Genomic DNA, 24350 nt, shown 5'->3' on the forward strand with positions numbered 1-24350 from the left:
TGTTTCGAGGGCGACCGCGCGTGAGGCGCCGCGGCGCCCGCGCCCGCACCGCCTGCCCCCGCACCGCATGCGCCCGCACCACAGGACGGCGCACCCTGGAGGCATGGCCCGAGCGAACGAGGAGGTCGAGGCGCTCCTCCAGGAGTACGCCGACCTGATCGCGATCAGCGGCGGCGACGCCTTCAAGGCCCGCGCCTACGAGAAGGCCGCCCGCTCCATCGGCGGCTACCACGCCGATGTGTCCGCCCTGGACCCCAAGGCCCTGCGCGAGATCCCCAACGTCGGCAAGTCCATCGCCGACAAGGTCGTCGAGTTCCTGCGGTCCGGCCACGTCTCCGCGATCGAGGAGACCAGGGCCGCCATCCCCGCCGGGGTCCGCGAGCTGATCACCATCCCCACCCTGGGCCCCAAGAAGGCCCTCGTCCTCCACGAGGAACTGGGCATCTCCTCCGTGGACCAGCTCCTCGACGCCATCCACGAGGAGCGGCTGCGCGACCTCAAGGGGTTCGGCGAGAAGACCGAGGAGAACATCCTCCACGGCATCGCCCTGATGCAGAAGGCCGGCGAGGGCCGCATCCTCATCAGCGCCGCCATGGACGTCGCGGAACAGATCGTGGGCGAGCTGTCCGCCATCTCCGGCTGCACCCGCTGCACCTACGCGGGGTCCCTGCGGCGCATGCGAGAGACGATCGGCGACATCGACGTCCTCGTGGCCGCCGAACGCGCAGCGCCCTTCATGGAAGCCCTCGGCAGCCTCCCGTACACCGCCGAGGTCCTCGCGCAGGGCGAGAAGAAGACGTCCATTCGCACCACCAAGGGCCTCCAGGTCGACCTGCGGGTCCTGCCCCCGGAGTCCTGGGGAGCGGGCCTCCAGTACTTCACCGGGTCCAAAGCGCACAACATCCGCACCCGCGAGATCGCCGTCCGTCACAAGCTCAAGCTGTCCGAGTACGGCCTCTTCCACGCCAAGAGCGGCCGGAAGATCACCTCCGAGACGGAGGAGGACATCTACGCCCGGCTCGGCCTGCCGTGGATCCCGCCGCCCCTGCGCGAGGACCGCGGCGAGATCGCCGCAGGCCTCGACGACGCACTCCCCGACCTGCTGGAGGAGCGCGACATCCGGGGCGACCTGCACACCCACACCGACCTGACCGACGGGCTCGCCCCGCTGGAGGACATGGTCGCCGCCGCGGCCGAGCGCGGCTACGCCTACTACGCCGTCACCGACCACGCCCCGAACCTCGCCATGCAGCGCATGACCGCCGAGAAGATGCTCGCCCAGCGCGAACAGGTCCGCGCCCTCGACCGCGAGCACCGCGGGATGCGGGTCCTGCACGGCACGGAACTCAACATCGGCCCGGACGGGGAGCTGGACTGGCCCGACGACTTCCTCGCGGACTTCGACCTGTGCGTCGCCGCCGTCCACTCGCACTTCAACCAGAGCCGCGACGCCCTCACCCGCCGTATCCTCCGCGCCTGCGAGAACCCGCACGTCTCCGTCATCGGCCACCCCACCACCCGCCTCATCGGCAAGCGCCCCGGCCTCGACGCCGACTTCGACGCCGTCTTCGAGGCCTGCGCGCGCACCGGCACCGCCCTGGAGATCAACTCCCACCCGAACCGGCTCGACCTGCGCGACGAGGACATCCTGCGCGCCAAGCGGTACGGGGTGAAGTTCGCCGTCAACACCGACGCCCACGCCATCACGCACCTGCCCTACCTGCGCTACGGCGTCGGCACGGCCCAGCGCGGCTGGCTGACCAAGGACGACGTCATCAACACCTGGCCCCTGACCAGACTGCGCCGCTTCCTGCGCGGCGAGGGCACCACCTGAGTCGTGCCCCCGGCCGGGAACCGGTCGTGGCGGAAATGTGTCCCTCTGGTGGACAGCCGCCATGGGGTGAGGAGGCCGTATGAACGCCTGGTCGGTGCCGGGCTGCACGGAGGTCCGCGAACTGGGTTCGGGCGCGAGCGGGCGCGTCGTGCTGGCCGTCCACGACGTGACCGGTGTCCGCGTCGCCGTGAAGTACCTCGGCGACAACCTCCGGGCGGACCGGTCGTTCCTGCACGGCTTCCGCGACGAGGCCCGGCTCCTCGGCGACCTGGAGTCGCCGTACGTCGTCCGCCTCTACGAGTACGTCGAGGGCCCGGACGGCGCCGCCATCGTCATGGAACTGGTCGAGGGCGTGGCGCTGCGCGCCCTCCTGAGGCAGCAGGGCCCCCTCGGCCCCGAGGCGGCGCTCACCGTGCTCAAGGGCTCCCTGCTCGGGCTCGCCGCCGCGCACGGCGCCGGAGTGGTCCACCGCGACTACAAGCCGGAGAACGTGCTGGTCGGCACCGACGGCGTCTCCCGGCTCGTCGACTTCGGCATCGCCGCGGGCCGGGGCACGTCCGCCGGCGTGTCCGGCACGCCCGCCTACATGGCGCCCGAGCAGTGGACCGGCGAGCCAGCCTCGCCCTCCGCCGACGTGTACGCGGCGACCGCGACGTTCTACGAATGCCTCACCGGCCGCAAGCCGTTCGCCGGCGAGAGCGTCGCCGAACTCGCCCTGCGCCACGTCAGCGACCCCGTCCCCGAGGACGGCGTGCCGGAGCCGGTGCTGCCGCTGATCCGCAGCGGCATGGCGAAGTCCCCCGGGGACCGCCCCCAGGAGGCGGCCGCCTTCGTCCACGCCCTGGAAGCCGTCGCCACGCGGGCCTACGGGCCGCGCTGGGAGGAGCGCGGACGGGGCCGGCTCGCGGCCCTCACCGCCCTCCTGCCACTGCTGCTGCCGTCCGCGGGCGACCGCGCCGAGACCACCACCGACCTGGCCAGCACGTCCCTGGGCCGGGACGACGGCTGGTGGCAGGCGTGGAAACCCAACGCCCTCGGCCTGGGCGCCATCAGCTCGGCGCTGGTCCTCGCCCTCGTCCTCGTCCTCGGCGCGGTCGCCGAGGACACCGGCACCCGCGGCGCCGCGGCCGGCCGGGCGCTGGCCACGACCAGCTTCGGGCCCGGCGAGGGCGGCGCCGCCCCGGGCCCCGCCACGGCGACGCCATCGGCCGGCCCGAGCGCCTCCGCGACCGCGTCCCCCGGCCCCACCGGCTCCGCCTCGCCGACCGCGACCGCATCCCCGGAGCCCACGGACACCGCCACCGTGTCCCCGTCGCCGTACGCCTCCCCACCGGCCACCACGGCCCCGCCGCCGACCAGCCCGCCGCCCCCGACCACCCCGCCGACCACCACGGCCCCGCCCCCGGTCGTACGGCCCACCGTCAAGTCCGTGACGCTCACCGACTTCCGGCAGACGGGCTCCACGACGGCCACCGCCACCCTCGACGTCACCACGGACGGCACCGGCCCGCTCACGCTCACCGTCACGTGGTTCAGCGGAGGCAGCGGGGGCGGCAAGCAGGACGGCGCCGCGCAGACGTACGAGCGCTCCGGCGCCACCCACTACACGCTGACCGTCGACCACACCTTCCAGGGCGCCGGCTGCTACTGGAGCGTCTCCGCGACGAGCGACCCCGCGCCCGCCAACGGCGGCGCGTCCCGGCAACTCCTCACCTGGCGGTGCGACATCCGATGAACCGGCCGTCCGACGACCCCGACTACAGCGCCACCGAACTGGCCAGCCACTGGATCCAGCGCCCCCAGCCCCAGGACCCGGACCCGGATGCCGCGCCGCGGCCCTCCCACGACGGAGCGACGATCCTCCGCTTCGGCCCGGGCGTCACCGCCGTCCTCGCGTCCGGCCACGTCCCGGCCGCCACCACGGCACCGCCCACGCATCCGAAGGAGCGTCAACTCCGCGCCGCCGCGCAGCGCTACACGCTGCCCGCCGTCGTCCTGCTGTGCGTGCTCGCGTTCCTCCTGTGGCAGCGACTCGGACCGGCCGTCGCCGTCCGGGACGTCACGGTACGGACCGACGCCGCGGGACCCGGCTGCGACGGGACCGCCGAAGTCGTCGGTGTCGTCACGACGAACGGCCGCCCCGGCACGCTCACCTACCGCTGGCTGCGCAGCGACGGCTCCGCTTCGGCCGTGCTGAGCGAGCGCGTCCGGCGCGGCCAGCGGCAGGCAACCCTGCGCCTGCTGTGGACGTTCAGCGGCGAAGGCGCGTACCCGGCGCGCGCCCGGCTGGACGTCCTCACGCCCGCCCGGCACCGCGCCGAGGCGTCCTTCACGTACGCCTGTCCGGGTGTCCGCTGATCGAGTGGTGGTCGTCCGGCTCCGGGCTTAGGGTCGAACGGTGGACGCGACCCGACGTCCACGCCCCCTCGCGGGAGGGGGCCCGTGAGGGCGTACCGCCATGACCACGCCTCGGCCGACTTCCACGCCGCAGGCCGCCACCCGGAAGCGGGGCGACGGCAGCGGAATGGCCCTGCTGGTCATCGCCTCGTGCCAGCTGATGGTGGTCCTCGACATCACCATCGTCAACATCGCCCTGCCGCACATCCAGCGCTCGCTGGAGTTCTCGACGACGGGCCTGTCCTGGGTGGTCAACGCCTACACGCTGGCCTTCGGCGGGCTGCTGCTCCTCGGCGGGCGCACGGGCGACATCCTGGGCCGGCGGCGGGTGTTCGTCTTCGGCGTGCTGCTGTTCGTGGTCGCCTCGCTCTTCGGCGGCCTCGCCCAGAACTCCGGCCAGCTGCTCGCCGCCCGCGCCTGCCAGGGCGTCGGCGGCGCCATCGCGTCCCCCACCGCGCTCGCCCTGATCAGCACCACGTTCCGGGAGGGACCCGAACGCAACCGGGCGTTCGGCGTGTTCGCCGCGGTGTCGGCGGGCGGCGGCGCGATCGGCCTCCTCGCCGGCGGCATGCTCGTCCAATGGCTCGACTGGCGCTGGGTGTTCTTCGTCAACGTCCCCATCGGCCTGCTGATCGTCCTCGGCACCCCGCGCTGGATCAAGGAGTCCGAGCGCCAGCCGGGACACTTCGACGTCGCCGGAGCGCTCACCTCGACCCTCGGCATGGTGCTGCTGGTCTACGGGTTCATCCGCGCCGCGCAGGAGGGCTGGCGGGACGGGCTGACCCTGGCGTCCTTCGCCGTCGCCGTGGTCGTCCTCGCCACGTTCGTCCTGGTGGAGCGCCGCTCCCGGCAGCCGATCACGCCCCTGCACATGTTCACCGACCGCAACCGGGCCGGTACGTACGGGATGATGCTCAGCCTCGCCGCCGCGATCTTCGGGATGTTCTTCTTCCTGACCCTCTTCGTCCAGAACGTCCTGAACTTCGGCCCGCTCAAGGCCGGCCTCGCGTTCCTGCCGGTCAGCGCGGTCATCACGGTCGGCGCCACACTCACCTCTCAACTGCTGCCCCGGTACGGCCCGAAACCCTTCATGGTGACCGGCGCCCTGCTGGCCGCGGCGGGCCTTGGCTGGCTGACGCTGACCGACGCCCACTCCACGTACGCCGGCAGCATCCTCGGCCCGATGCTGGTGCTCAGCATGGGCATGGGCATGCAGTTCGTGTCCCTGACGCTGATGGCGCTCTCCAACGTGGCCGCGCGGGAGACCGGAGCCGCGTCCGGCCTTCTGAACGCCACCCAGCAGGTGGGCGGATCGCTCGGCCTGTCCATCCTGGTCACGGTCTTCGGCACGGTCGGCAACGACGAGGCGAACCGGCTGATTCCCGGGTTCCTGGCCCGGGCGACGCCCGCCGAACGCGTGCGCTTCCAGCGGACCGGCGAACTGCCGCCGCACTTGGAGGACCAGGTGCTGACCGCGGGCGTCTCCGTCGCGTTCATCGTCGCCGCGGTCTTCGCGGCGATCGGCGCCCTGGTCGCCCTCCTCGTCATCCAGGTGCGCCCCGCCGACCTGGAACGCCTCCAGGGCGGCGGCTTCGGTCCGGGCGGCCCCGGCGCGGGATGAGGGGATCGGCGGGGCCGCCCGACGGACGCCCGTCCCGCACCCGCGGGTGCGGGACGGGCCCGGCGGGACGATGATGGAAACGCGGACATCCGCGCCGCGGCCGCGAGCGTTCACCCCAGGGGGCCATCGGAGAACGCAGCCATGACCACGCACAAGGTCGGCCGTGACGTGACCGTCCTGTCGGACCTCCTCCCCGTGCCCGGGATGGGTTTCCTGACCATCAACGCCTTCGTGCTGCACGCCCGCGAGCCCGTGGTCGTCGACACCGGACTGAGCCTGCCCGACCGGGACTTCCTGAACCGGCTCGGCTCGGTGACGGATCCCGCCGACGTCCGGTGGATCTGGCTCACCCACCCCGACCGGGACCACACCGGAGGCCTCTTCGCCCTGCTGGAGGCCGCGCCCCGGGCGCGGATCGTCACCACGTTCATCGGCGCCGGCATCATGTCCACCGAGCGGCCCCTGCCCATGGACCGCGTCTACCTGCTCAACCCGGGCCAGTCACTGGACGTCGGCGACCGCACGCTGTTCGCGTTCCGGCCGCCGCTCTTCGACAGCCCCGCCACCGTGGGCTTCTACGAGGACGGCTCGCGTGCCTGCTTCAGCTCCGACTGCTTCGGCGCGCCCATGCCGACCGCCGAACTCGCCGAGGGCGCGGATGCCGGGGCGGTGGACGCCGGCGACCTGCACGCCTCGCAGCTGCTGTGGGCGGCGCTCGACAGCCCGTGGGTGCACAACGTCGATCCGGACAAGTACCGGGCGACCCTGCGGCCGCTGCACGAGATGGACCCCGAGTTCGTCTTCTCCGTGCACCTGCCGCCCGCGGTGGGCCTGACCAAGCGCATGCTCGACACGCTGGGCGACGCCCCGGTCGCCGACCCGTTCGTCGGCCCCGACCAGGTGGCGCTGGAGCGCATGCTCGCCGGCTTCGAACCAGGGCCGCCCGAAGCCCCGGAGGCGGAGGTCCCGGAGGATGAGGTCCCGCCGGCCGCCATGTGACGCGGGACCGGCGGCCCGCAGGAGGCGGGCCGCCGGCCGGTGAGCGGTGTGGGGGGTGCTGGGGAGGATGCGGTGGTGCGGCGGGATCAGAAGACGCTGACGCCGTAGGCGCTCAGGGCCTCCGTGACCGGCTGGAAGAACGTCGTGCCGCCCGAGGAGCAGTTGCCGCTGCCGCCGGAGGTCAGGCCGAGGGCGGTCGAGCCGGAGAAGAGGGGGCCGCCGCTGTCGCCGGGCTCGGCGCAGACGTTGGTCTGGATCAGGCCGTAGACGACATCGCCGCCGCCGTAGTTGACGGTCGCGTTCAGGCCCGTGACCGTGCCGCCGCGCAGACCGGTGGTGGAGCCGCTGCGCTGGACGGACTGGCCCACGTACGCGTTGCCGGAGGACGTGATGTCGCGGTAGCTGCCGTTGTACAGGTACACCCGGCCGTCCGCCGCCGAGGCGTTGGCGTGGCGGATGATGCCGTAGTCGTTGCCCGGGAAGCTGGAGCCGGAGCGGGAGCCCAGCAGGGTGGTCTGGCCCGAGTTCGTGTACCACGTGCCGGCGATGTTCGTGCAGTGGCCGGCCGTCAGGGCGTAGTACGTGCCGCTGCTGTTGCGGACGTTGAAGCCGAGCGAGCAACGGCCGCCGCCGGCCGCGTAGATCGCCTGCCCGCCGGCGATGAGCTTGTTGAACGTGCCGGGCGTGCGCTTGATCTCCAGGGCGTCGGCGTTGCCGCCGGCCGCCTTCTTGATCTCGGCGAGCTCGGCGGCCGAGACGGTGGAGTCCGCCGTGACGACGAGCTTGCCGGTCTTCGCGTCCGTGTACCAGGCGGTGCCCGGGACGTCGGCGGTGAGGACCGCGTCGCTCGCCCGGGCGAGTTCGGCGGTGGTCGCCCGGGCGTCGTCGGCGGTTCCCGCGACGGCGGCCGGGGTCGCAAGCGCGGTGGCGGTGACGAGAGCGGCGGCGACGGCGGTCAGCCGCGCGCCTCTGGAGAGACCGCCGAGGGGGGTGAAGCGCTTGATGTTCACTGCGTCCTCCGGTGGGGGATCGGGAGGCCCGTGGGGTGGACGGGCCGACGGGCACGGACGGGAGGCGGTGACAGTCCCGCCTGATCCGTCATGTGCCTGTCAATCGACACAGGGAATCCTCTGGTCCGGTTGGCTTCGCGACAAGAACGCCTTTCGGTCGCTCTACGCGCGTCCGGGGGGCCTCGCTCCGCGCCCGTCCGCGATTTCGTATGCAGCCGTGGCCGGTTGCCGCTCGGGCGTGGGCGCGCTCCCGCGCCGAGCAAAGCGCCGGGTGTTTGCTGACGGGTCGTCGGCTCTGTCGGTGGTCCGGGTGTGGCGCCCGGGGCCGCTCGCCGTTCATGCTGTTCAGAGTTGAACAAACCGCGCGTGTCGCACGGACCGCCGCCCGGCCGCCACCCTCCGCCCTCGCCCGTCCCGTCCGGTGGCGCTCGCAATCGGCACCCGCCGCCCCTCTACCGGGCGCACGCCGAGCGATGGCGTGATGCACCACCGCCCGGCAGCGGCGGAAACGGCCGGCGCGCCACCCTCCGGCACACCACCCGCCCCTCCTTTATGCGCCGATCACTCCCGTTCGCCCGCTCGCCGCCCCTGTCCGGATTCCATCGCCGGGCGCCCGCCACGCGACCGGCGGCTCGGCTTCGCCGGCACCTGGAGGCGGCGGCGCTCCGGGTCGATGCCTCCAGGGTGTGCGCCATCCCGGGTGTACCGGTCGCGGCGAATGGGTGAATGCGTCCCGTTCCATCCATTCGGCCCGTTACGTGATCCTGCCTGCGCGGTTACCCAAGGCGGCCCGGGCGCCGGGTCTTTCGACGAGAAGGATGGACCATGATCAAGAAGGTTGTCGCCACCGCAGGCATCGCCGCAGCCGTCCTGGGAGTCGGCGCGCCGCTGGCGTTCGCCACGGGCGACCACACCGTCGACACGCAGAACGGCAACTTCTCCGAGCAGAACTACGGCAACACGGTCACCGGCGGCCACATGAGCCCGCAGATGAGCGCCGTGCAGGGTTCCCTGAACAAGCTGTGCGCCGGCGTCCCGGTCCAGGCGGACGTCCAGAACATCCTCCTCATCAACATCGGTGTCCAGGACCTCATCCAGGACACGCAGAACCAGACCTGCGCCGAGAACTCCACCGCGGTCAAGGGCGACGCCTTCCTGTCGCACCTCCTGGAGAACGTCGCGTCCGAGAACCTCACCGCCGCCGTGCGCTGACGATCCCCCAGTCCTCCGCAGGCCGACCGGGCCCTCCCGGTCGGCCTGCGCCGCGTCAGGACCGCGTACGCGACGGGCGGCCGTGCGTTGACGCCGTCAACACCTGGGACTTCTGGTGACGTCATGGACCTGCCTGTACGGTGACGGCCATGACGGACAACGCCCCGCCCGTCCCCGGGCCGCTGGTCACGGGCGCCGAGATCGCCCGGCTGGCCGGTGTCACCAGGGCGGCCGTCTCCAACTGGAGGCGGCGCCACGGCGACTTCCCCGCACCGGTGGGTGGGGGAGCGGGCACCCCGCTGTTCGCACTCGACGAGGTCCGTGCCTGGCTCGGCGCCCGCCGCAAGGACGAGGACCTTCCGGCCGGGGAGCGCCTGTGGCAGGCGCTCCGCGCGGCCTACGGCGACCGCGTACTGGAGGGACTGAGGGACGTGGCCCGGCACTTGGCCGCCGCGCACGGACCCGACGACGGTGGGCCGGCAGGGCCTCCGGGCGGCGACGACGCGGGCGCCGGGCGCGGAGCCGACCCGCGGGCCGCGGTCTTCGCGCTCGCGTCCGGGCCGGCCCGGCACGGCTCGGCCGCCGCCGTGGTGGACGACCTCGTGGTACGCCACCTGGCGGCGGCCCGCAGGGCGGGGGCCGACCAGGGCGCGCCCGCGCGACTCGTACGGGCCGTCGTACGGTTCGCCGCGCCCCTTCCCGCTGCAGGAACGATTCTCGACCCGGCCTGCGGCACCGGCGGGCTCCTGCTCGCCCTCGGAGCCGGCGCCGAGGGCGCCCGGTGCGTCGGCCAGGACGCCGATCCCGTGGCGGCGGAACTCGCCGCGCTGCGCGCCCGGCTGGCCGGCCTGCCCGGCGCCGCCGTCGCGTGCGGCGACTCACTGCGCGACGACCGCTGGCCGGGGCTCCCGGCCGACCTGGTCGTCTGCGACCCACCCGCCGCCACGCCCGACTGGGGACGCGAGGAGCTGCTCCTCGATGCCCGCTGGGAGCTGGGCGTGCCGTCGCGGGCCGAGGGCGAACTCGCCTGGCTGCAGCACTGCTACGCGCACACCGCGCCCGGCGGCCGCGCCGTGCTGGTCATGCCGCCGTCCGTGGCGTACCGGAAGGCGGGCCGCCGGATCCGCGCCGCACTCGTCCGCCGGGGCCTCCTCACCGAGGTGATCGCCCTGCCCGCCGGCACGGCGGCCACCCATTCGCTGCCCGTCCACCTGTGGATCCTGCGCCGGCCCACCGGCCCCGGCGACGGCGCCCCGGCCGTCCGCATGACCGACCTCACCGGCGCCGACCCCGACGGGCCCCTCGACCCGCGCCCCGGGCAGACCGCCGAGGTCCCGCCGGTCGACCTCCTCGACGACACCGTCGACCTCACCCCGGGCCACCACGTGCGCGCCTCCCACCGCACGGACCCCGCCGAGTACCGCGCGGTCCGCGCCCGGCTGGAGGACGCCCTGCACGGGCTGACCGCCCTGCTTCCGGCCCTCGTCCCGGGCCCCGGCGGCACCCCGGACGCCACGCTGGACCTCGCCGGACTCGCCCGCGCCGGGCTGGTCGACCTCCGCGGACCCGACGGTCCCGCCTCCACCGGCGACCTGCTCGACACCGACTTCCTCAGGGGCTTCCTGGCCTGCGCCGACCGGACCTCCGGCTCCACCAGGACCGCCCGTGTCCCCCGTATGGACCTGCCCGAACAGCGGCGCTACGGAGCCGCGTTCCGCGCCGTGCGCGAGTTCGAGGACCGCATCAGGGACGTCGCGGAACTCGGCGCGCGCGCCGCCCGCCTGGCCCGCGAGGGCCTCGCCGACGGGACGCTGACCCCGCCGCCCGAGCACCCCGTCACGTGAGCGTGTTGGACAGGTGGGCCCCGATGTAGCCGATGAATATCCCGTGCTCGGCGCATGCCCCGTCGTAATAGTGCAGCCGGGGCGCGATCGTGTTGCCGCCGCCGATCCGCAGATGGGCGCCCATGAACACCTTCCGGTTCGGGTCCACGTAGTCCGGCACGGGGAAGGTGCGCTGGCGCCGCCAGCTCGCCTTGTTCTTCACACTGCGCGACTCGTCCCGGACGACCTTCCTCGGTGAGATGGAGTGGGCCCCGCTCGGGGCGGCGGCGCACCACTGCTTGAAGTCGCAGGCCGCCGTGCCTGCGACGGCCGCGTCCGCGAAGTCCCGCAGCGCCAGCAGCGCGTCCCACGTCATGCGCACCCACGACGAGCCGTACGCCTGGTCGTCCAGCTCCAGCGCGTCCTTGCGGTTGCCGGTGAAGTGCACGTGCTCCATGTCCGTGATGCGGTCCAGGATCTGCGCGAACGACGTCGGGTCGTCCGGGTCGTCGTCGACGGGCGCGTACGCGATGTGGCCCGCGCCCATCGTCAGCAGATGCTTCTGGAGGCTCAGCAGCTGCGCCCGGACCTCGTGCAGCTCCCGGTACTGCTCGTCGTACTCGGCGATGAGCAGCGACTCGTTGTCCTCCGCCTTGCGCAGCTCCCGCTTCAGGTGCCGGATCTCGTCGGCGCGGATGCGCTGCTCGCGGCCCGCCTCCGTCAGGATCTCCTCCAGCGCGTGGTTCTCGTTGCGCAGCCGCTCCAGCTCCGGGGCGTCCTCGTCCTGCCGGGCCCGCGCCCGCATCACCGGCACGGAGTCCAGCGCCGGCGGCAGCGGCAGGCGGGTCGCGAGCCCCTGCGGCAGATACGCCAGGATGCGGCCGGCGCGGCGCGGGTCCTCCGCTATCAGTCGGGGCGACATCACCCGGTGCCGCTGCCCGTCCGCCGCCCACGCCGGGTCGACACCCGGCAGGTACGTCCGCACCCCGCCGCCGAACACCCGGTGGTACACGAGGATCTGGTTGAACCGCGTCTCGGCCTCCGGCGCCAGGACGTAGAGGATGGCCAGCCCGGCCAGCGGCCGGACCAGCGGGTCCACCGTCCGCTCCAGCCAGGTGTCGAAGTCCGCGTCGCGCGGGGTGCTCGCCATGACGACCGGGAGGCGCCGCTCCTGGTCGCACAGCTCGTCTATGACGGCGTCGACGTCCTCCGCCTCCACGACCTGCGGGATGTGCGTGACGTCGGCCCGGCCGTCGCGTGCGTCCAGCACTCCGAGCAGGCTGCGCGCGAGCCGTGGCGTCCTGGCCGCCGCCGGTACGGCCTCGGGGTCGTCCGGCAGGTGCTCCACGTCAAGCTGCACCCAGGTGGGGCCGGCCGCCACCTGCCGTATCAGCACGGTCGTCTGCCACGTGCCGCGCGGCGCGGTCTCTCTGAGCCGCCAGCGGTTGTACGAGCCGCCGGTCGTCATCGCCGAGTCGTGGTCGAGGGTCACGCCGCGGGCTATCTCGTTGCGCCCCTCCGCGAACGCGTCCACGTCGTAGCTCTTCGGGGGTTCCCTGAGCCAGCGCCGCAGCTCGCCGTCGACCAGCGCGCCGGTCCCGACGTAGTCCAGTCCACTGGTGACCACCATGCGGTAGCGGCGCGTGTCCACGGGGGCGTCCTTCCGGTGCGAGGGGCGGGGCGACGCTGAACGGAGAGCTGCTGTGGGCCAGTTGAGGATGGCGCACCTCTGTTGGCGGCGTCAACGGAAGTCACCGATCGCGTCACCCTCGTACGTGTGTACGTCAAGCCGGGTCGAACCTGGTCGAATTCCACCCCGAGGTGATCACGGAAGCGCGGGAGGGTTCAGTCGGCGATGGTCCGCTTCAACGTCAGCCGGACCGGGGCCGACGCGGCCGGAGGGGGCAGCCGCAGCCCGTGACGGCCGGGCGTCACCGACCCCAGCAGGCGCGCCTGCCGGGCACCCGTGCACGAGGGCAGCGTGCCCGCCAGCCCGTGCACGGTCAGGAAGCCGAGAACCGCGAACGCGTACGCCTCCTTCGCCGCGGACGGCAGCCCCAGCTCGTCCGACGTCCGCAGCGGTACGCCCCCGAGCGCCGCGCGCACCATGGCCGTCAGCGTCGCGTTGCGCGTGCCGCCGCCCGAGGCGACGACCTCGGTGCCGCCCACGGCGCGCACCGCGTCCGCGACGGTCACGGCGGTGAGCCGGGTGACCGTGGCGACCAGGTCCTCGGGCGCGACGGCCGCTCCGTGGCGGGCCAGCGCGCCCCGCAGATACGGCAGGTGGAACAGCTCCCTGCCGGTCGTCTTCGGCGGCGGCGCCGCGTAGTACGGCTCGGCGAGCAGCAGCCGCAGCAGCGCGGTGTCCACCGTGCCCCGGGCGGCCAGCGCGCCGTCCTCGTCGAACTGGCCGCCGCCCGTCCGTCACATGGCGCACGGCAGCGTCGATCAGGGTGTTGCCGGGTCCGGTGTCGAAGGCGGCCGGTGCCCCGGCCCCGGCGGCCACCGTGATGTTGGCGATGCCGCCCAGGTTCAGCGCCACCGGTGTCCCCGGCCGTCCCCGCAGCCACAACACGTCCACCAGGCCGACCAGCGGCGCCCCTTGGCCGCCCGCGGCGACGTCCCGCGTACGCAGGTCCGCCACAACGGGGCGGCCGGTCGCCTCGGCGATCCAGGCGGGCGCCCCGATCTGGAGCGTGCCGCGCACCCGGCCGTCCTCCACCCAGTGGTGCACGGTCTGCCCGTGCGACACGAACAGTTCGGCGCGCGACCCGCACAGCTCCCGGTCGGCCCGCACGGCGAGCGCGGCGAAGGCCTGCCCGATGCCCGTGTCGAGCCGGCACACCTCCTCCAGCGTCGTCGCCGCCGGGGGCAGCGCGCCCGCCAGCGCCCCGCCCAGCGCGGCCGAATACGGGGCGCTCACCATCCCCAGCGGCTCCAGCACCAGGGTGTCCCCGTGGAGCGTCAGGTCCGCCGCCGCGGCGTCGACCGCGTCGCAGGAGGTGCCCGACATCATCCCGACGACCCGCATGCGCGGTTCCTCCCTCTCCTCGCTCAGCCGCGCAGGGGGCGGCGATGGTCGTCGCCCCGCAGCGTGGCCAGCGCCACCGCGCCCAGGGCACAGGTGACGATCACGTAGTACGCGGGGACGTCCGCGCTGCCCGTCCGCCGCGCCAGCTCCGTGACGACGAGCCCGGCGCAGCCGGAGAACACCGCGTTCGACAGCGCGTACGCCACACCCAGCCCCGTGTACCGGACCCGCGTCGGGAACATCTCGGCGAGCATCGCGGGACCCGGCCCCGCCAGCAGCCCGACCAGAGCCCCCGCGACCACGACGGCCCCGCCCCGCGCCCACGCCGGGGCGCCCGGGTCCTGCACCACGTCCAGCAGCGGCAGCGCCGACACACCGGCCAGCACGGCACCGGTCAGCATCACCGCCCGCCGCCCCACCCGGTCGCTCAGCGCGCCCGCCGGGAGGATCGCGGCGGCGAAGCCGGCGTTGGCGAGGACCGTGGCCGCCAGCGCCTCCCGCAGACCGGCGCCCAGCGCGCTCTGGAGGTACGACGGGAGGACCACGAGGAACGTGTATCCGGCCGCCGACCACGCCATGAGCCGGCCGACCCCCAGCACGATCGCCATGGCCGCGCCCGGCGCGGTCGCCCGGCCCGCGGCTTCCTCCTGGCTCGCGGCTTCCTCCCGGCTTGCGGCTTCCTCCCGGCAGGTGGCCTCTTCCCGGCAGGTGGCCTCTTCCCGGCAGGTGGCCTCTTCCCGGCAGGTGGCCTCTTCCCGGCAGGTGGCCTCTTCCCGGCCGGTGGCCTCTTCCCGGCTCGTGGTTTCCTCCCGGCCCGTGACCTCTTCCTGGTTCGCCGCCTCCTCCCGGCTCGTGGCCTCCGCCGGCGCCGTGGAGTGCTGCCGGGCCCCGGGCGTGTCCATGCCGGGCCGCGGTGACTGCCGCGCCTGCCATGGCCGCCGCTCGGGCCGCCGCTCGGGTCGCGGCGACCGCTGGGACGACCACGCCGGCCGCCCGGGCCGCGGCACCGACCGGCGGAACGACGGCGTCTCCTCCAGTCTCAGCCGCAGCCACAGGGCGACCAGCCCCATCGGCAGCGCCAGCAGGAACGGCAGCCGCCAGCCCCACTCCACGACCTGACGCTCCGACAGCACCGTGGCCAGCAGCGTCGCCGCGCCGGCGCCGCCGAGGAGCCCGAGCGCCACCGTGAACGACTGCCACGCCCCGTACAGACCCCGTCGGCCCGGCGGCGCGAACTCCGTCATGAGGGAGACCGCGCCCCCGAACTCCCCGCCCGCCGACAGGCCCTGGACGATCCGCAGCCCCGTCAGCAGCCAGGGTGCCGCGGCGCCCACCGTCCCGTACGTGGGCAGCAGCCCGATCAGCGTCGTCGCCCCGGTCATCAGCAGGACCGCCGCGATGAGCGCGGGCCGCCGCCCGAACCGGTCACCGGCACGGCCGAAGAGCACCGCGCCCACGGGCCGGAAGAAGAAGGCCAGCGCGAACGACGCGTAGGTCCTGACCAGGGCCTCTGTCTCGCCGCCGCCCTCGGGGGTGAAGAAGTTGGCCGCCACGACCGTGGCCAGGTAGCCGTAGGCGCCGAACTCGTACCACTCCATGAAGTTGCCGACCGAGCCCGCGACCAGGGCCCTGGGCGAGCGTGCCGCCCGGGCCGCCGCGCCGGCGGGGTCGTCCACGGACGTCGTCATGGTGCGGAGCCTTCCACGGCGCCGCGTGCGCCACGCGGGGCTCCGGCGGACTTTGACTGGAGTGCCACTCCAGTGTAATTCACTGGAGTATGACTACAGTGAAATCCGTCGGCGGCCACCGCCACGGCACGAACGGACGCGTCCTCGTCGTCGGCGGTTACGGAGCCGTGGGCGCGACCGTCACCGCGACCCTCGACGGCTGGTTCCCCGGCCGCGCCGTGCCGGGCGGCCGCGACGCGGCCCGGGCGCGGCGGCACGGCGGCGTCCGCGTCGACGTCACGGACCCGGCCGCGTTCCGCAGGACGCTGGAGGACCTCGGCGACGTGGCCGCCGTCGTGCTGTGCGTGGAGCCGCCCGACACCCGGATCGCCCGGCTGTGCCTGGACCACGGCATCCACCTGGTCGACGTCGGCGCGACCCCGGCTCTCCTCGACGGCGTGGCGGCACTCCACGGCCTCGCCGCCGGCACCGGAGCGACCGCCGTGCTGAGCGTCGGCGTGGCGCCGGGCCTCACCAACCTCCTGGCCGCCCGCGCCCACGAGGCCGTCGGCGGCGCCGACCGCCTCGACCTGACCGTGCTCCTCGGTTCGGGCGAACGGCACGGCGCCGACGCGGTCCGCTGGACCGTCGAAGGCCTGGCCGCACCCACCGGCGGGGTCCGTCCGTCGCGCGTGACCCTGCCCGGGTACGGGAGGCGGACCGCCCATCCGTTCCCCTTCTCCGACCAGCACACCCTGCGCTCCACGCTCCGCGTGCCGGCGGTGGCGACCCGCCTGTGCCTGGACTCCCGCCCGCTCACCGCCGCGCTCTTCGGTGCCCGCCGCGCGGGCCTCCTGCGCGCGGCGGGCCGTCCCGGTGTACGGCGCGCCCTCACCGACGCGTTCCGCCGCGTCCACCTCGGGGGCGACGGCTTCGCCCTGCGCGCCGACGCGTGGCACGGCGACCGGCACGTGGCGTACGCCCTCACCGGCCGCGCCCAGAGCCGGGTCACGGGCCTGGTCGCCGCCCACGTCGTACGGGAACTCCTCACGGGCGCCGCGCCCCCGGGCGTCCACCACATCGAACAGCTCCCCGCCCTGGCCGGCCTCCCCGAGGAGCTGGCCCCGCACGGCGTGACCCCGTACGGGCGGGTCCGGTGAACCCGGGCTGGCGGGGCGGCGACTACACGGCCGCGGGCGACGCCTGGTCCCACGCCGCCCACGACGTCACCGCGCACGCGCTGCGGCTCCTGCCGGGCGGTGGCGCGGTGCGGCCGCAGGGCGGGGAGGGCGGCCCGGTGCGGCCCCCGCGCGTCCTGGACGTCGGTACGGGTTCGGGCCCGGCCGCTCTCGCCGCCGCCGGGGCGGGCGCCGACGTGACCGGACTCGACCTGGAGCCGGGCCTCGTCCGCGTGGCACGGGACCGCGCCCGTACGGCGGAACTCACCGGCGCCGCACGGTTCGTCGTGGGCGACGCGCTCGCCCTGCCCTTCCCGGACGCCTCCTTCGACGCCGTCCTGTCCACGTTCGGCGTCATGTTCGCCCCGGATCCCGCCCGCGCCGCCGCCGAACTGGTCCGGGTGTGCCGCCCCGGCGGCGTCGTCGCCGTGGCGTCCTGGACACCGGACGGCGTCATGGGCCGCATCGCCCCGACAGTCACCCACCACCTCCCCGACCGCCCGGACATGCCCCCGCCCCCGACCCGCTGGGGCGAACCAGCCCGCGTCCACGCCTGGTTCGCGCCGCTGCCCGCGACGATCCGCACCCGCGTCGCCCACGTCCGCGTCACGTACCCCTCCGTCGCCCACGCCGTCGCCGCCTTCGAGAACAAGCCGGGCCCCCTGCGCGCCCACCGCACCACCCTGGAGGCCACCGACCGCTGGAACCAGGCCCGCACCGACCTGACCGCACTGTTCACCACGCACAACATCGCGTCCGACACGCGCCTGATCATGGACGCGCCGTATCTGCTCGCAACAGCCCGCCGCGCGGGCTGATTTCAGCCCCTCCGGCGTTCGAGGAGCGGGGGTGCGCGGGCGGAGGCCCGATTCGGGAAGGGGCGGGGCGGGGGACAGATCCTCCGGTCCACGGGGCCGCCCCGCCGCACGTTTGCGCCCCCACCCCCCTGGGGAGTTGACGCCACGGTGGACACCGGCCGTGATTCCGGCGGTGCCGTTACGGACGACTGGAGACCGCTGTGACGACGTCCTTCGCCCTTCCGCACGACCTGCACGGTGACGGGCCCCACAAGGTGATCGCGGTGCACGGCTGGTTCGCCGACCGGTCGGCGTACGCGCCGCTCGCCGCCGACCTCGACCGGGACGCGTTCCAGTACGCCGTCGTCGACCTGCGCGGCTACGGCGAGGCCCGTGACGCCCCCGGCGCGTTCACCACGGCGGAGGCCGCGGGCGACGTGGTGGCGCTCGCCGACCGGCTCGGCTGGGAGCGGTTCTCGCTCGTCGGGCACTCGATGGGCGGCGCCGTCGCCCAGCGCGTCCTGGCCCTCGCACCGCACCGGCTGCGCCGCGTCGTCGGCGTCTCCCCGGTGCCCGCGTCCGGGCTGCCCCTCCCGCCCGGACAAGCCGAACTGTTCGCCGGCGCGGCCGAACGCCCCGAGAACCGCCGCGCCATCATCGACGTCACCACCGGCGGCCGCCGCCCCGCCGCCTGGCTCGACCGGATGGTCGCCCGCTCCCTCGACCGCAGCGACGCCAAGGCGTTCCGCGCCTGGCTGGACTCCTGGGCGGGCGAGGACTTCCACACCGACGTGGCGGGCTCCGACATCCCGGCCCTCGCCGTCGTCGGCGCCCTGGACCCGGCACTCTCCGCCGAGGTCATGCGCGCCACCTGGATGACCTGGTACCCCCGCGGTGCCCTCGTGGAGCTGCCGTCGGCCGGTCACTACGCCATGGACGAGGCGCCCCTCGACCTCATCCGCGTCGTGGAGGACTTCCTGCGCGAGGACGACGCGGACGGCCCCGGGACCGCCGTCGCCGCCACCCCCGGCTCCGCCCGGTGACCCCCATGTCCCCCGAGACACCCGGCGCCCCGGCCGTCCCCGACGTCTTCGACCCCCGCCAGTACGCCGCCGGCATCCCCCACGACCGCTACCGCCTGCTCCGCGACCACCACCCGGTCGCCTGGCAGGACGAGCCGGAGGTGCTGGGCTGGCCCGCCGGGACCGGCTTCTGGGCCGTCACCCGGCACGCCGACGTCGTGCGCGTCCTCAAGGACCCGGAGACGTACTCCTCCCACCTGGGCGCCACCCAGATCCGTGACCCCGATGCCGCCGATCTGCCGTTCCTCCGCGGCATGATGCTCAACCAGGACCCGCCGGGCCACGGCAGGCTGAGGCGCCTCGTCAGCCGCGCCTTCACGCCCCGGCGGGTCGACCGCTTCGCCGCCGTGGCCCGGGACCGGGCCCGTACGCTCCTGGCGGCCGCCCTGGACCGGGCCCGCGAGGGCGACGGCACCTGCGACCTCGTCGCCGCCGTCACCGACGACTACGCCCTGCTCAACCTCACCGACCTCCTGGGCGTGCCCGAGAGCGACCGGGGACTGCTGCTCCACTGGACGCGGCGCGTCATCGGCTACCAGGACCCCGACGAGGCCGGGCCGGCCGTCACGGGCCCCGACGGCAAGCCCGTCAACCCCCGCTCCCCGGCCATGCTGCGCGACATGTTCGCCTACGCGGAGAGCCTCGCCGCCCACAAGCGGAACCACCCCGGCGACGACATCATGACCACCCTCGCGACCGAGACGGACCCCGACACCGGCGTTGGCCTCTCCGCCGCCGAACTGGGCATGTTCTTCTTCCTGTTGACCGTCGCGGGCAACGACACCGTCCGCAGCGCCGCCCCCGGCGGGCTGTCGACCCTCGCCGAACACCCGGACGCGTACGCCGCGTTGCGCGCGGGGCGCCTCCCGCTCCCCACCGCGGTCGAGGAGCTGCTCCGCGTGCACCCGCCCGTGCTGACGTTCCGTCGCACCGCCGCCCGCGACACCACCCTCGCCGGACAGGGCCTGAAAAAGGGCGACAAGGTCGTCGTCTTCCATGCCTCCGCCAATCATGACGAAAGGGTCTTCGCGGAACCCCACCGCTTCGACCCGACCCGCTCCCCGAACCCGCACGTCTCCTTCGGTGACGGCCCGCACGTCTGCCTGGGCGCCCACTTCGCCCGCCTCCAGCTCCGCGTCCTGTACGAGGAGACCCTGCGCGCCCTGCCCGCCGCGCCCCGCCCCGCGGCGCCGCCACGGCGCCTCGTGTCGAACTTCATCAACGGGATCAAGGCACTCCCGCTGCGCCTCGCGGACTAGAAGCGGAACCTTGCGCAAACATCGGGCCATCCGGTGACCCTGCGTCAATCACCCTCACCGGAACGGGTTATGCTCCCGACCGTCGTCATTGATCTTTCTCGTTCGATGGTTTGAGGGTGCTGATGATCCGTGAGGAATCGTCGCCCGGAAGTGGAAGCCCGCGGTCCGCGGCCTCTTTCGTGTGGCTGATGCCCGCTGCTCTGACAGCCGTAGCCACGGGAGTCACCGTGGCCATGGTGTCCGCCTCCGCGCGAGTCCCGGTCGCGGTCGTCGGGGCGGTGGCCGCCGTCGCCCTCGCCGCGCTGGGCACCGTGATCGCACGCCGGGGACAGCAGATCGAGGAGCTGCGGCGGGCCGTCACGGTCCGCGACACCGCCCTGGCCCGCCGCCACGCCGAGACGGCGCATCTCGCCGGCACCCTGCTGCCGGACGCCGTGGAACGGCTCCGCAAGGGGGAGTTCCCCGAGGACGTCCTCGCGTCCCTGACCGCTCCCGAGGAGCACCGGGCCGTCGTCCGCGTGGTCGTCGACGCCGTCGTCGCCGAGGAGGACCTGCGCGAGTCCGCGCAGCGCGCCTTCGTGAACATCGCCCGACGGGTTCAGGCCATTGTGCACCAGCAGGCCCAGGAACTCCGCGACATGGAGGACCGGCACGGCAACCGCCCGGACGTCTTCGGCGACCTGCTCCGCATCGACCACGGCACCGCCCTCATCGGCCGCCTCGCCGACTCCATCGCCGTCCTCGGCGGCGCCCGGCCCGGCCGCCAGTGGAGCCGCGCCGTCCCCCTCTACAGCGTGCTCCGCGGCGCCATGTCCCGGATCATCGACTACCAGCGCGTCGAACTGCACTCGGTCACCGAGGTCGCCGTCACCGGACCCGCCGTGGAACCCCTCATCCACGCGCTCGCCGAGCTGCTCGACAACGCCACGCGCTACTCGCCGCCGCAGACCAAGGTCCACCTCACCGCGGTCGACGTCCAGTCGGGCATCGCCGTCGAGATCGAGGACGGCGGCGTCTCCATGAGCGAGGAGGCCCGCAAGCGGGCCGAGCGCATGCTCCGCCAGGCCCAGCAGGGCATCGACCTCAACGACCTGGGGGAGACCCCGCGCCTCGGCCTCGCCGTGGTGGGCCGCCTCGCGCAGGCGTACGGCTTCCAGGTCTCGCTGCGCTCGTCCGCGTACGGAGGCGTCCGCGCCGTGGTCGTCGTCCCCCAGGAGCTCATCACCACGGTCGCGGCCGCCTCCGGCCTCGCCCACGGCATCGGTGCCTCCTCCGTCCCCCGCACCACCGTGCCCGCCGCCCCGGCCGTGCCCGCCCCCGTCCGCGCGGAGCGGCCCACGACCGGGCCCGTGGCGGACGCCGACACCCCGGCGGTCTCCGAGCGCACCCCCGGCGGTCTGCCGCAACGGCGCCGCAGGAAGCCGCTCGCCGCTCCGCCGCACTCCGCAGCCGCCGCACCGGCCGCCTCCACCGGGCAGACGCCGGCGCCACCGTCTGCGACCCCGGCTCCCGACCAGGAGCCGTCACCTCAGGTGCAGCCCGGAATGTGGCTGGCCGCCTTCCAGAGCGGCCTGTCCGGGGAACCCACCGACGTCAGCAAGGGGAACACGGAGCAATGATCAAGCAGCAGGCCAATATGGACTGGATGCTCAAGGACCTCGCGGAAGGCGTGCCGCAAACCCGACACGTGGTCGTGCTGTCCGCCGACGGTCTGCGCATGGCCCAGCACGGGACGGACAACGACACCGCGGACCGGCTCGCCGCCGCCTGCGCCGGACTCCAGTCCCTGGCCGGCGCGGTCGCCTCCGAACTGCCGCACAGCGACGGCCGGATGCGGCTCGTCGTCATCGAGATGGACGGCGGCTTCTTCTACCTGATGGCCGCCGGGCAGGGCGCGTACCTCGCCGTCCTCGCCGACGAGGGCGTCGACGCCGGGCTGATGGGCCAGCGCATGCGGGACCTCGTCCTGCGCATCGGAGAGCACCTGAGCAGCCCGCCCCGACAGGATGGGCAGGCGGCCAGGTGAGCGACTCGGGCGGCGGGGACTGGGAGGAATCCAGTCCCGAGCGGCTCTACGTGATCACGGGGGGCCGCAGCGGTGGTTCCGCGCCCGCCGAACTCGACCTCGTCACGCTGATCGTGGCGAGGTCCGGTGCGAAGCCGGGGATGCAGCCCGAGCACGCGGCGATCGTCCAGCTGTGCCAGTCACCGCTGTCCCTGGCGGAGGTCTCCGCGTACCTGGGCCTCCCGGTCAGTGTCGTCACGGTGCTGATCGGTGACCTCCTCGCCGACAACCGGGTCATCGCCCGCGCCCCCGTCCCACCCGCCCGACTCCCCGACCGCGCGTTGATTGAGGCAGTGATCGATGGACTTCAGAAGCTCTGAGCAGTACGGCTCCGAGCAGCACGGCGCGGCCGCGGTGCGGGGGCCGCGGAGCGAGGACGTGCTGCCCGAGACGGCCACCAGCGCCGTCAAGGTGGTGATCGTCGGCGGGTTCGGCGTCGGCAAGACCACCTTCGTCGGCTCCGTCAGCGAGATCAGGCCGCTCACCACCGAGGAGACGATGACGCAGGCCGGGGTCGGCGTCGACGACACCTCCGGGATAGGCGGCAAGACCTCGACGACCGTCGCCATGGACTTCGGCCGGATCAGCATCAACGACGAGCTGGTGCTGTACCTGTTCGGCACACCGGGCCAGGAGCGCTTCTGGTTCCTGTGGCGCGGCCTGTTCGAGGGCGCCCTCGGCGCGGTGGTCCTGGTGGACACGCGCCGTCTGGAGGTCAGCTTCGACGTGCTGGGCCGGCTGGAGGAGCGCGGCGTGCCGTTCGTGGTGGCCGTCAACACCTTCCCGGACGCGCCGGGCTACCCGGTCGAGGAGCTGCGCGCCGCGCTCGACCTGCCGCCCGACGTGCCGATCGTGCCCTGCGACGCGCGGGAACGCGCCTCCAGCCGGGACGTCCTGATGACGCTGATGCGCTATCTCCAGACCCTCGCCACGACGCAGGAGGCGTCATGACCACACCCGACACCGGGGCCCCGGCCGGCCTCACCCCGCCACCGGGCTGCCCCGCCCACGGCATGGGCGCCGACGCGCTGCGCCGCCTGTACGGCCAGGAGGCCGAACGCGACCCGCAGGCCCTGTACGAACTGCTCCGCAAGGAACACGGCCCGGTCGCCCCGGTCCTGCTCCACGGCGACCTCCCGGCCTGGCTGGTGCTCGGCCACCGGGAGAACCTGGAGGTGATGCGGTCGCCTTCGCGGTTCTCCCGGGACTCCCGGAACTGGAGGATGTTCCGTGAGGGACGGGTCGCCCCCGACTCGCCGCTGCGCCCCATGATCGAGTGGCAGCCGATCTGCGTTTTCAGCGACGGCCGGGAGCACGAGCGGCTGCGCGCGGCGGTCACCGACAGCCTGGCCCAGTTCGACCGGCGCGGCATCCGCCGCTACGTCATCCGGTACACGAATCAGCTCGTCGACTCCTTCGCCGCGCGGGGCGAGGCGGACCTGATCGGGGACTTCGCCGAGAAGCTGCCGATGCTCGTGATGACGCAGCTGCTCGGCATGCCCGAGGAGTACGGCCCGCGCCTGGTGGACGCGGCGCTGGACCTGATGAAGGGCACGGAGACGGCCCTCGCGAGCAACGACTTCGTCGTGGAGACCCTGCGCACCCTCACTGAGCGCAAGAAGGCCGGTCCGGGTCACGATCTGGCGAGCCGGCTGATCGAGCACGAGGCCGGGCTGACCGACAACGAAGTCCTCGAGCATCTGCGGCTCGTGCTCATCGCCGCCAACGAGACGACGGTCAACCTCATCGCCAACACCCTGCGGATGGTGCTGACCGACCGCCGCTTCCGCGCGAACCTGACCGGCGGCCACATGACCCTGCCGGACGCGCTGGAGCAGGTGCTGTGGGACGAGCCCCCGCTGTCGGCGATCCCGGGCCGGTGGGCCACCGGGGACACGGTCCTGGGCGGACAGCAGATCCGCGCCGGGGACATGCTGCTGCTGGGCGTCGCGGCAGGCAATGTCGACCCGGAGATCCGTCCCGACCTGGCCAAGCCGCTGCACGGCAATCGCGCGCACCTGGCGTTCAGCAGCGGCCCTCACGAGTGTCCCGGCCAGGACATCGGCCGGGCCATCGCGGACACCGGCATCGACACCCTGCTGGCGCGGCTGCCGGACATCCGGCTGGCTGTGGCGGAGGGCGAGTTGCGGACCCGCGCCGCCTGGCTGTCCCGGCGACTGGAGGCGCTTCCGGTGCAGTTCACGCCACCGGTCTCCGTGGTTCCGAACGGCGCGAAAGCGCCGGTGGACTTCGCGTCGACGGGGCCCGGGCCAATGCCGGACACGGTTCCGGTTCTGCCGCCGGCCGAGCGTGCGGCGCCGTCCGGCGCTGGCCAGACGCGTCGGCCGTGGTGGCGGTCGCTGTTCCGATAGGCC

At 74.0% G+C, this 24350-nt stretch carries 19 protein-coding genes and 1 pseudogene; 16 read left to right on the forward strand and 4 right to left on the reverse strand.

Annotation, left to right across the window (positions count from 1 at the left end):
- The first annotated feature begins 103 nt into the window (after positions 1–103).
- From polX to ABEB09_RS30590, 5 genes are all read left to right on the forward strand, one after another.
- Positions 104–1834, forward strand: coding sequence for a DNA polymerase/3'-5' exonuclease PolX (polX, locus tag ABEB09_RS30570; protein WP_345693150.1), 1731 nt, complete (start codon positions 104–106; stop codon positions 1832–1834).
- Between the two features lie 79 nt (positions 1835–1913).
- Positions 1914–3569 carry a serine/threonine-protein kinase gene (locus ABEB09_RS30575; protein ID WP_345693151.1) on the forward strand — a complete coding sequence of 552 codons (1656 nt, stop codon included), beginning with the start codon at positions 1914–1916 and terminating at the stop codon, positions 3567–3569.
- Positions 3566–4192, forward strand: a complete 627-nt coding sequence (locus ABEB09_RS30580) for a hypothetical protein (RefSeq protein WP_345693152.1) — start codon at positions 3566–3568, stop codon at positions 4190–4192. Before ABEB09_RS30575 ends, ABEB09_RS30580 begins: the two co-directional genes overlap by 4 nt.
- Before the next feature lie 166 nt (positions 4193–4358).
- Positions 4359–5852 (forward strand): MFS transporter, encoded by a 1494-nt coding sequence (locus tag ABEB09_RS30585; RefSeq protein WP_380841004.1) that lies wholly within the window; start codon positions 4359–4361, stop codon positions 5850–5852.
- 141 nt (positions 5853–5993) lie between these two features.
- Positions 5994–6851 (forward strand): MBL fold metallo-hydrolase, encoded by an 858-nt coding sequence (locus tag ABEB09_RS30590; protein WP_345693154.1) that lies wholly within the window; start codon positions 5994–5996, stop codon positions 6849–6851.
- A gap of 86 nt (positions 6852–6937) precedes the next feature.
- On the opposite strand, the gene ABEB09_RS30595 is transcribed toward ABEB09_RS30590, so the two are convergent.
- On the reverse strand, positions 6938–7861 hold the full coding sequence (locus ABEB09_RS30595) for a S1 family peptidase (protein WP_345693155.1): 924 nt from the start codon (positions 7859–7861) through the stop codon (positions 6938–6940).
- An 825-nt stretch (positions 7862–8686) separates the two neighbouring features.
- Between ABEB09_RS30595 and ABEB09_RS30600 the strand changes: the two genes are divergently transcribed.
- Both ABEB09_RS30600 and ABEB09_RS30605 read left to right on the forward strand, forming a co-directional pair.
- Positions 8687–9073 (forward strand): rodlin, encoded by a 387-nt coding sequence (locus tag ABEB09_RS30600; protein ID WP_345693156.1) that lies wholly within the window; start codon positions 8687–8689, stop codon positions 9071–9073.
- A 149-nt stretch (positions 9074–9222) separates the two neighbouring features.
- Positions 9223–10917, forward strand: a complete 1695-nt coding sequence (locus ABEB09_RS30605) for an N-6 DNA methylase (RefSeq protein ID WP_345693157.1) — start codon at positions 9223–9225, stop codon at positions 10915–10917.
- Here the strand turns inward: ABEB09_RS30605 and ABEB09_RS30610 are convergent.
- The 3 genes and pseudogenes from ABEB09_RS30610 to ABEB09_RS30620 form a co-directional block, all read right to left on the reverse strand.
- Complete coding sequence (locus ABEB09_RS30610) at positions 10910–12547, reverse strand: hypothetical protein (RefSeq protein WP_345693158.1); 1638 nt, start codon at positions 12545–12547, stop codon at positions 10910–10912. The two genes, ABEB09_RS30605 and ABEB09_RS30610, sit on opposite strands and share 8 nt — an antisense overlap.
- 194 nt (positions 12548–12741) lie before the next feature.
- Positions 12742–13927, reverse strand: a pseudogene (locus tag ABEB09_RS30615) (anhydro-N-acetylmuramic acid kinase).
- Between the two features lie 23 nt (positions 13928–13950).
- Positions 13951–15615, reverse strand: a complete 1665-nt coding sequence (locus tag ABEB09_RS30620; protein ID WP_345693159.1) for an MFS transporter — start codon at positions 15613–15615, stop codon at positions 13951–13953.
- Positions 15616–15704: 89 nt separating this feature from the next.
- On the opposite strand from ABEB09_RS30620, the gene ABEB09_RS30625 reads away from it, so the two are divergent.
- The 9 genes from ABEB09_RS30625 to ABEB09_RS30665 all read left to right on the forward strand — a co-directional run bounded on the left by ABEB09_RS30625 (position 15705) and on the right by ABEB09_RS30665 (position 24347).
- Positions 15705–16754, forward strand: coding sequence for a saccharopine dehydrogenase family protein (locus tag ABEB09_RS30625; RefSeq protein ID WP_345693160.1), 1050 nt, complete (start codon positions 15705–15707; stop codon positions 16752–16754).
- Entirely contained in the window at positions 16751–17590 is an 840-nt protein-coding gene (locus ABEB09_RS30630) for a class I SAM-dependent methyltransferase (protein ID WP_345693161.1), read from the forward strand. The genes ABEB09_RS30625 and ABEB09_RS30630 overlap by 4 nt, the downstream gene beginning before the upstream one ends.
- 200 nt (positions 17591–17790) lie before the next feature.
- A complete protein-coding gene (locus ABEB09_RS30635) occupies positions 17791–18612 on the forward strand; it encodes an alpha/beta fold hydrolase (protein WP_345693162.1) in 822 nt (273 codons plus the stop codon).
- Positions 18613–18617: 5 nt separating this feature from the next.
- Positions 18618–19910: a cytochrome P450 gene (locus tag ABEB09_RS30640; protein ID WP_345693163.1), complete on the forward strand. Its 1293-nt coding sequence runs from the start codon at positions 18618–18620 to the stop codon at positions 19908–19910.
- 122 nt (positions 19911–20032) lie between these two features.
- A complete protein-coding gene (locus tag ABEB09_RS30645) occupies positions 20033–21529 on the forward strand; it encodes a sensor histidine kinase (protein WP_345693164.1) in 1497 nt (498 codons plus the stop codon).
- The gene (locus tag ABEB09_RS30650) at positions 21526–21936 is read left to right on the forward strand and encodes a roadblock/LC7 domain-containing protein (RefSeq protein ID WP_345693165.1); all 411 of its coding nucleotides are present in this window, start codon (positions 21526–21528) and stop codon (positions 21934–21936) included. Before ABEB09_RS30645 ends, ABEB09_RS30650 begins: the two co-directional genes overlap by 4 nt.
- Positions 21933–22295 (forward strand): DUF742 domain-containing protein, encoded by a 363-nt coding sequence (locus ABEB09_RS30655; RefSeq protein WP_345693166.1) that lies wholly within the window; start codon positions 21933–21935, stop codon positions 22293–22295. Before ABEB09_RS30650 ends, ABEB09_RS30655 begins: the two co-directional genes overlap by 4 nt.
- Complete coding sequence (locus tag ABEB09_RS30660; protein ID WP_345693167.1) at positions 22276–22926, forward strand: GTP-binding protein; 651 nt, start codon at positions 22276–22278, stop codon at positions 22924–22926. Before ABEB09_RS30655 ends, ABEB09_RS30660 begins: the two co-directional genes overlap by 20 nt.
- Positions 22923–24347, forward strand: a complete 1425-nt coding sequence (locus tag ABEB09_RS30665; RefSeq protein WP_345693168.1) for a cytochrome P450 — start codon at positions 22923–22925, stop codon at positions 24345–24347. Before ABEB09_RS30660 ends, ABEB09_RS30665 begins: the two co-directional genes overlap by 4 nt.
- Positions 24348–24350 lie beyond the last annotated feature (3 nt).

The sequence above is a fragment of the Streptomyces coeruleoprunus genome (assembly GCF_039542925.1).
GTDB lineage: Bacteria > Actinomycetota > Actinomycetes > Streptomycetales > Streptomycetaceae > Streptomyces > Streptomyces coeruleoprunus.

Bases quoted from the DNA above. Each gene is read 5' to 3' on its own strand.
- polX (WP_345693150.1), top strand. From the start codon at position 104: ATGGCCCGAGCGAACGAGGAGGTCGAGGCGCTCCTCCAGGAGTACGCC.
- ABEB09_RS30575 (WP_345693151.1), top strand. From the start codon at position 1,914: ATGAACGCCTGGTCGGTGCCGGGCTGCACGGAGGTCCGCGAACTGGGT.
- ABEB09_RS30580 (WP_345693152.1), top strand. From the start codon at position 3,566: ATGAACCGGCCGTCCGACGACCCCGACTACAGCGCCACCGAACTGGCC.
- ABEB09_RS30585 (WP_380841004.1), top strand. From the start codon at position 4,359: ATGGCCCTGCTGGTCATCGCCTCGTGCCAGCTGATGGTGGTCCTCGAC.
- ABEB09_RS30590 (WP_345693154.1), top strand. From the start codon at position 5,994: ATGACCACGCACAAGGTCGGCCGTGACGTGACCGTCCTGTCGGACCTC.
- ABEB09_RS30600 (WP_345693156.1), top strand. From the start codon at position 8,687: ATGATCAAGAAGGTTGTCGCCACCGCAGGCATCGCCGCAGCCGTCCTG.
- ABEB09_RS30605 (WP_345693157.1), top strand. From the start codon at position 9,223: ATGACGGACAACGCCCCGCCCGTCCCCGGGCCGCTGGTCACGGGCGCC.
- ABEB09_RS30620 (WP_345693159.1), bottom strand. From the start codon at position 15,615: ATGACGACGTCCGTGGACGACCCCGCCGGCGCGGCGGCCCGGGCGGCA.
- ABEB09_RS30625 (WP_345693160.1), top strand. From the start codon at position 15,705: ATGACTACAGTGAAATCCGTCGGCGGCCACCGCCACGGCACGAACGGA.
- ABEB09_RS30640 (WP_345693163.1), top strand. From the start codon at position 18,618: ATGTCCCCCGAGACACCCGGCGCCCCGGCCGTCCCCGACGTCTTCGAC.
- ABEB09_RS30645 (WP_345693164.1), top strand. From the start codon at position 20,033: ATGATCCGTGAGGAATCGTCGCCCGGAAGTGGAAGCCCGCGGTCCGCG.
- ABEB09_RS30650 (WP_345693165.1), top strand. From the start codon at position 21,526: ATGATCAAGCAGCAGGCCAATATGGACTGGATGCTCAAGGACCTCGCG.
- ABEB09_RS30660 (WP_345693167.1), top strand. From the start codon at position 22,276: ATGGACTTCAGAAGCTCTGAGCAGTACGGCTCCGAGCAGCACGGCGCG.
- ABEB09_RS30665 (WP_345693168.1), top strand. From the start codon at position 22,923: ATGACCACACCCGACACCGGGGCCCCGGCCGGCCTCACCCCGCCACCG.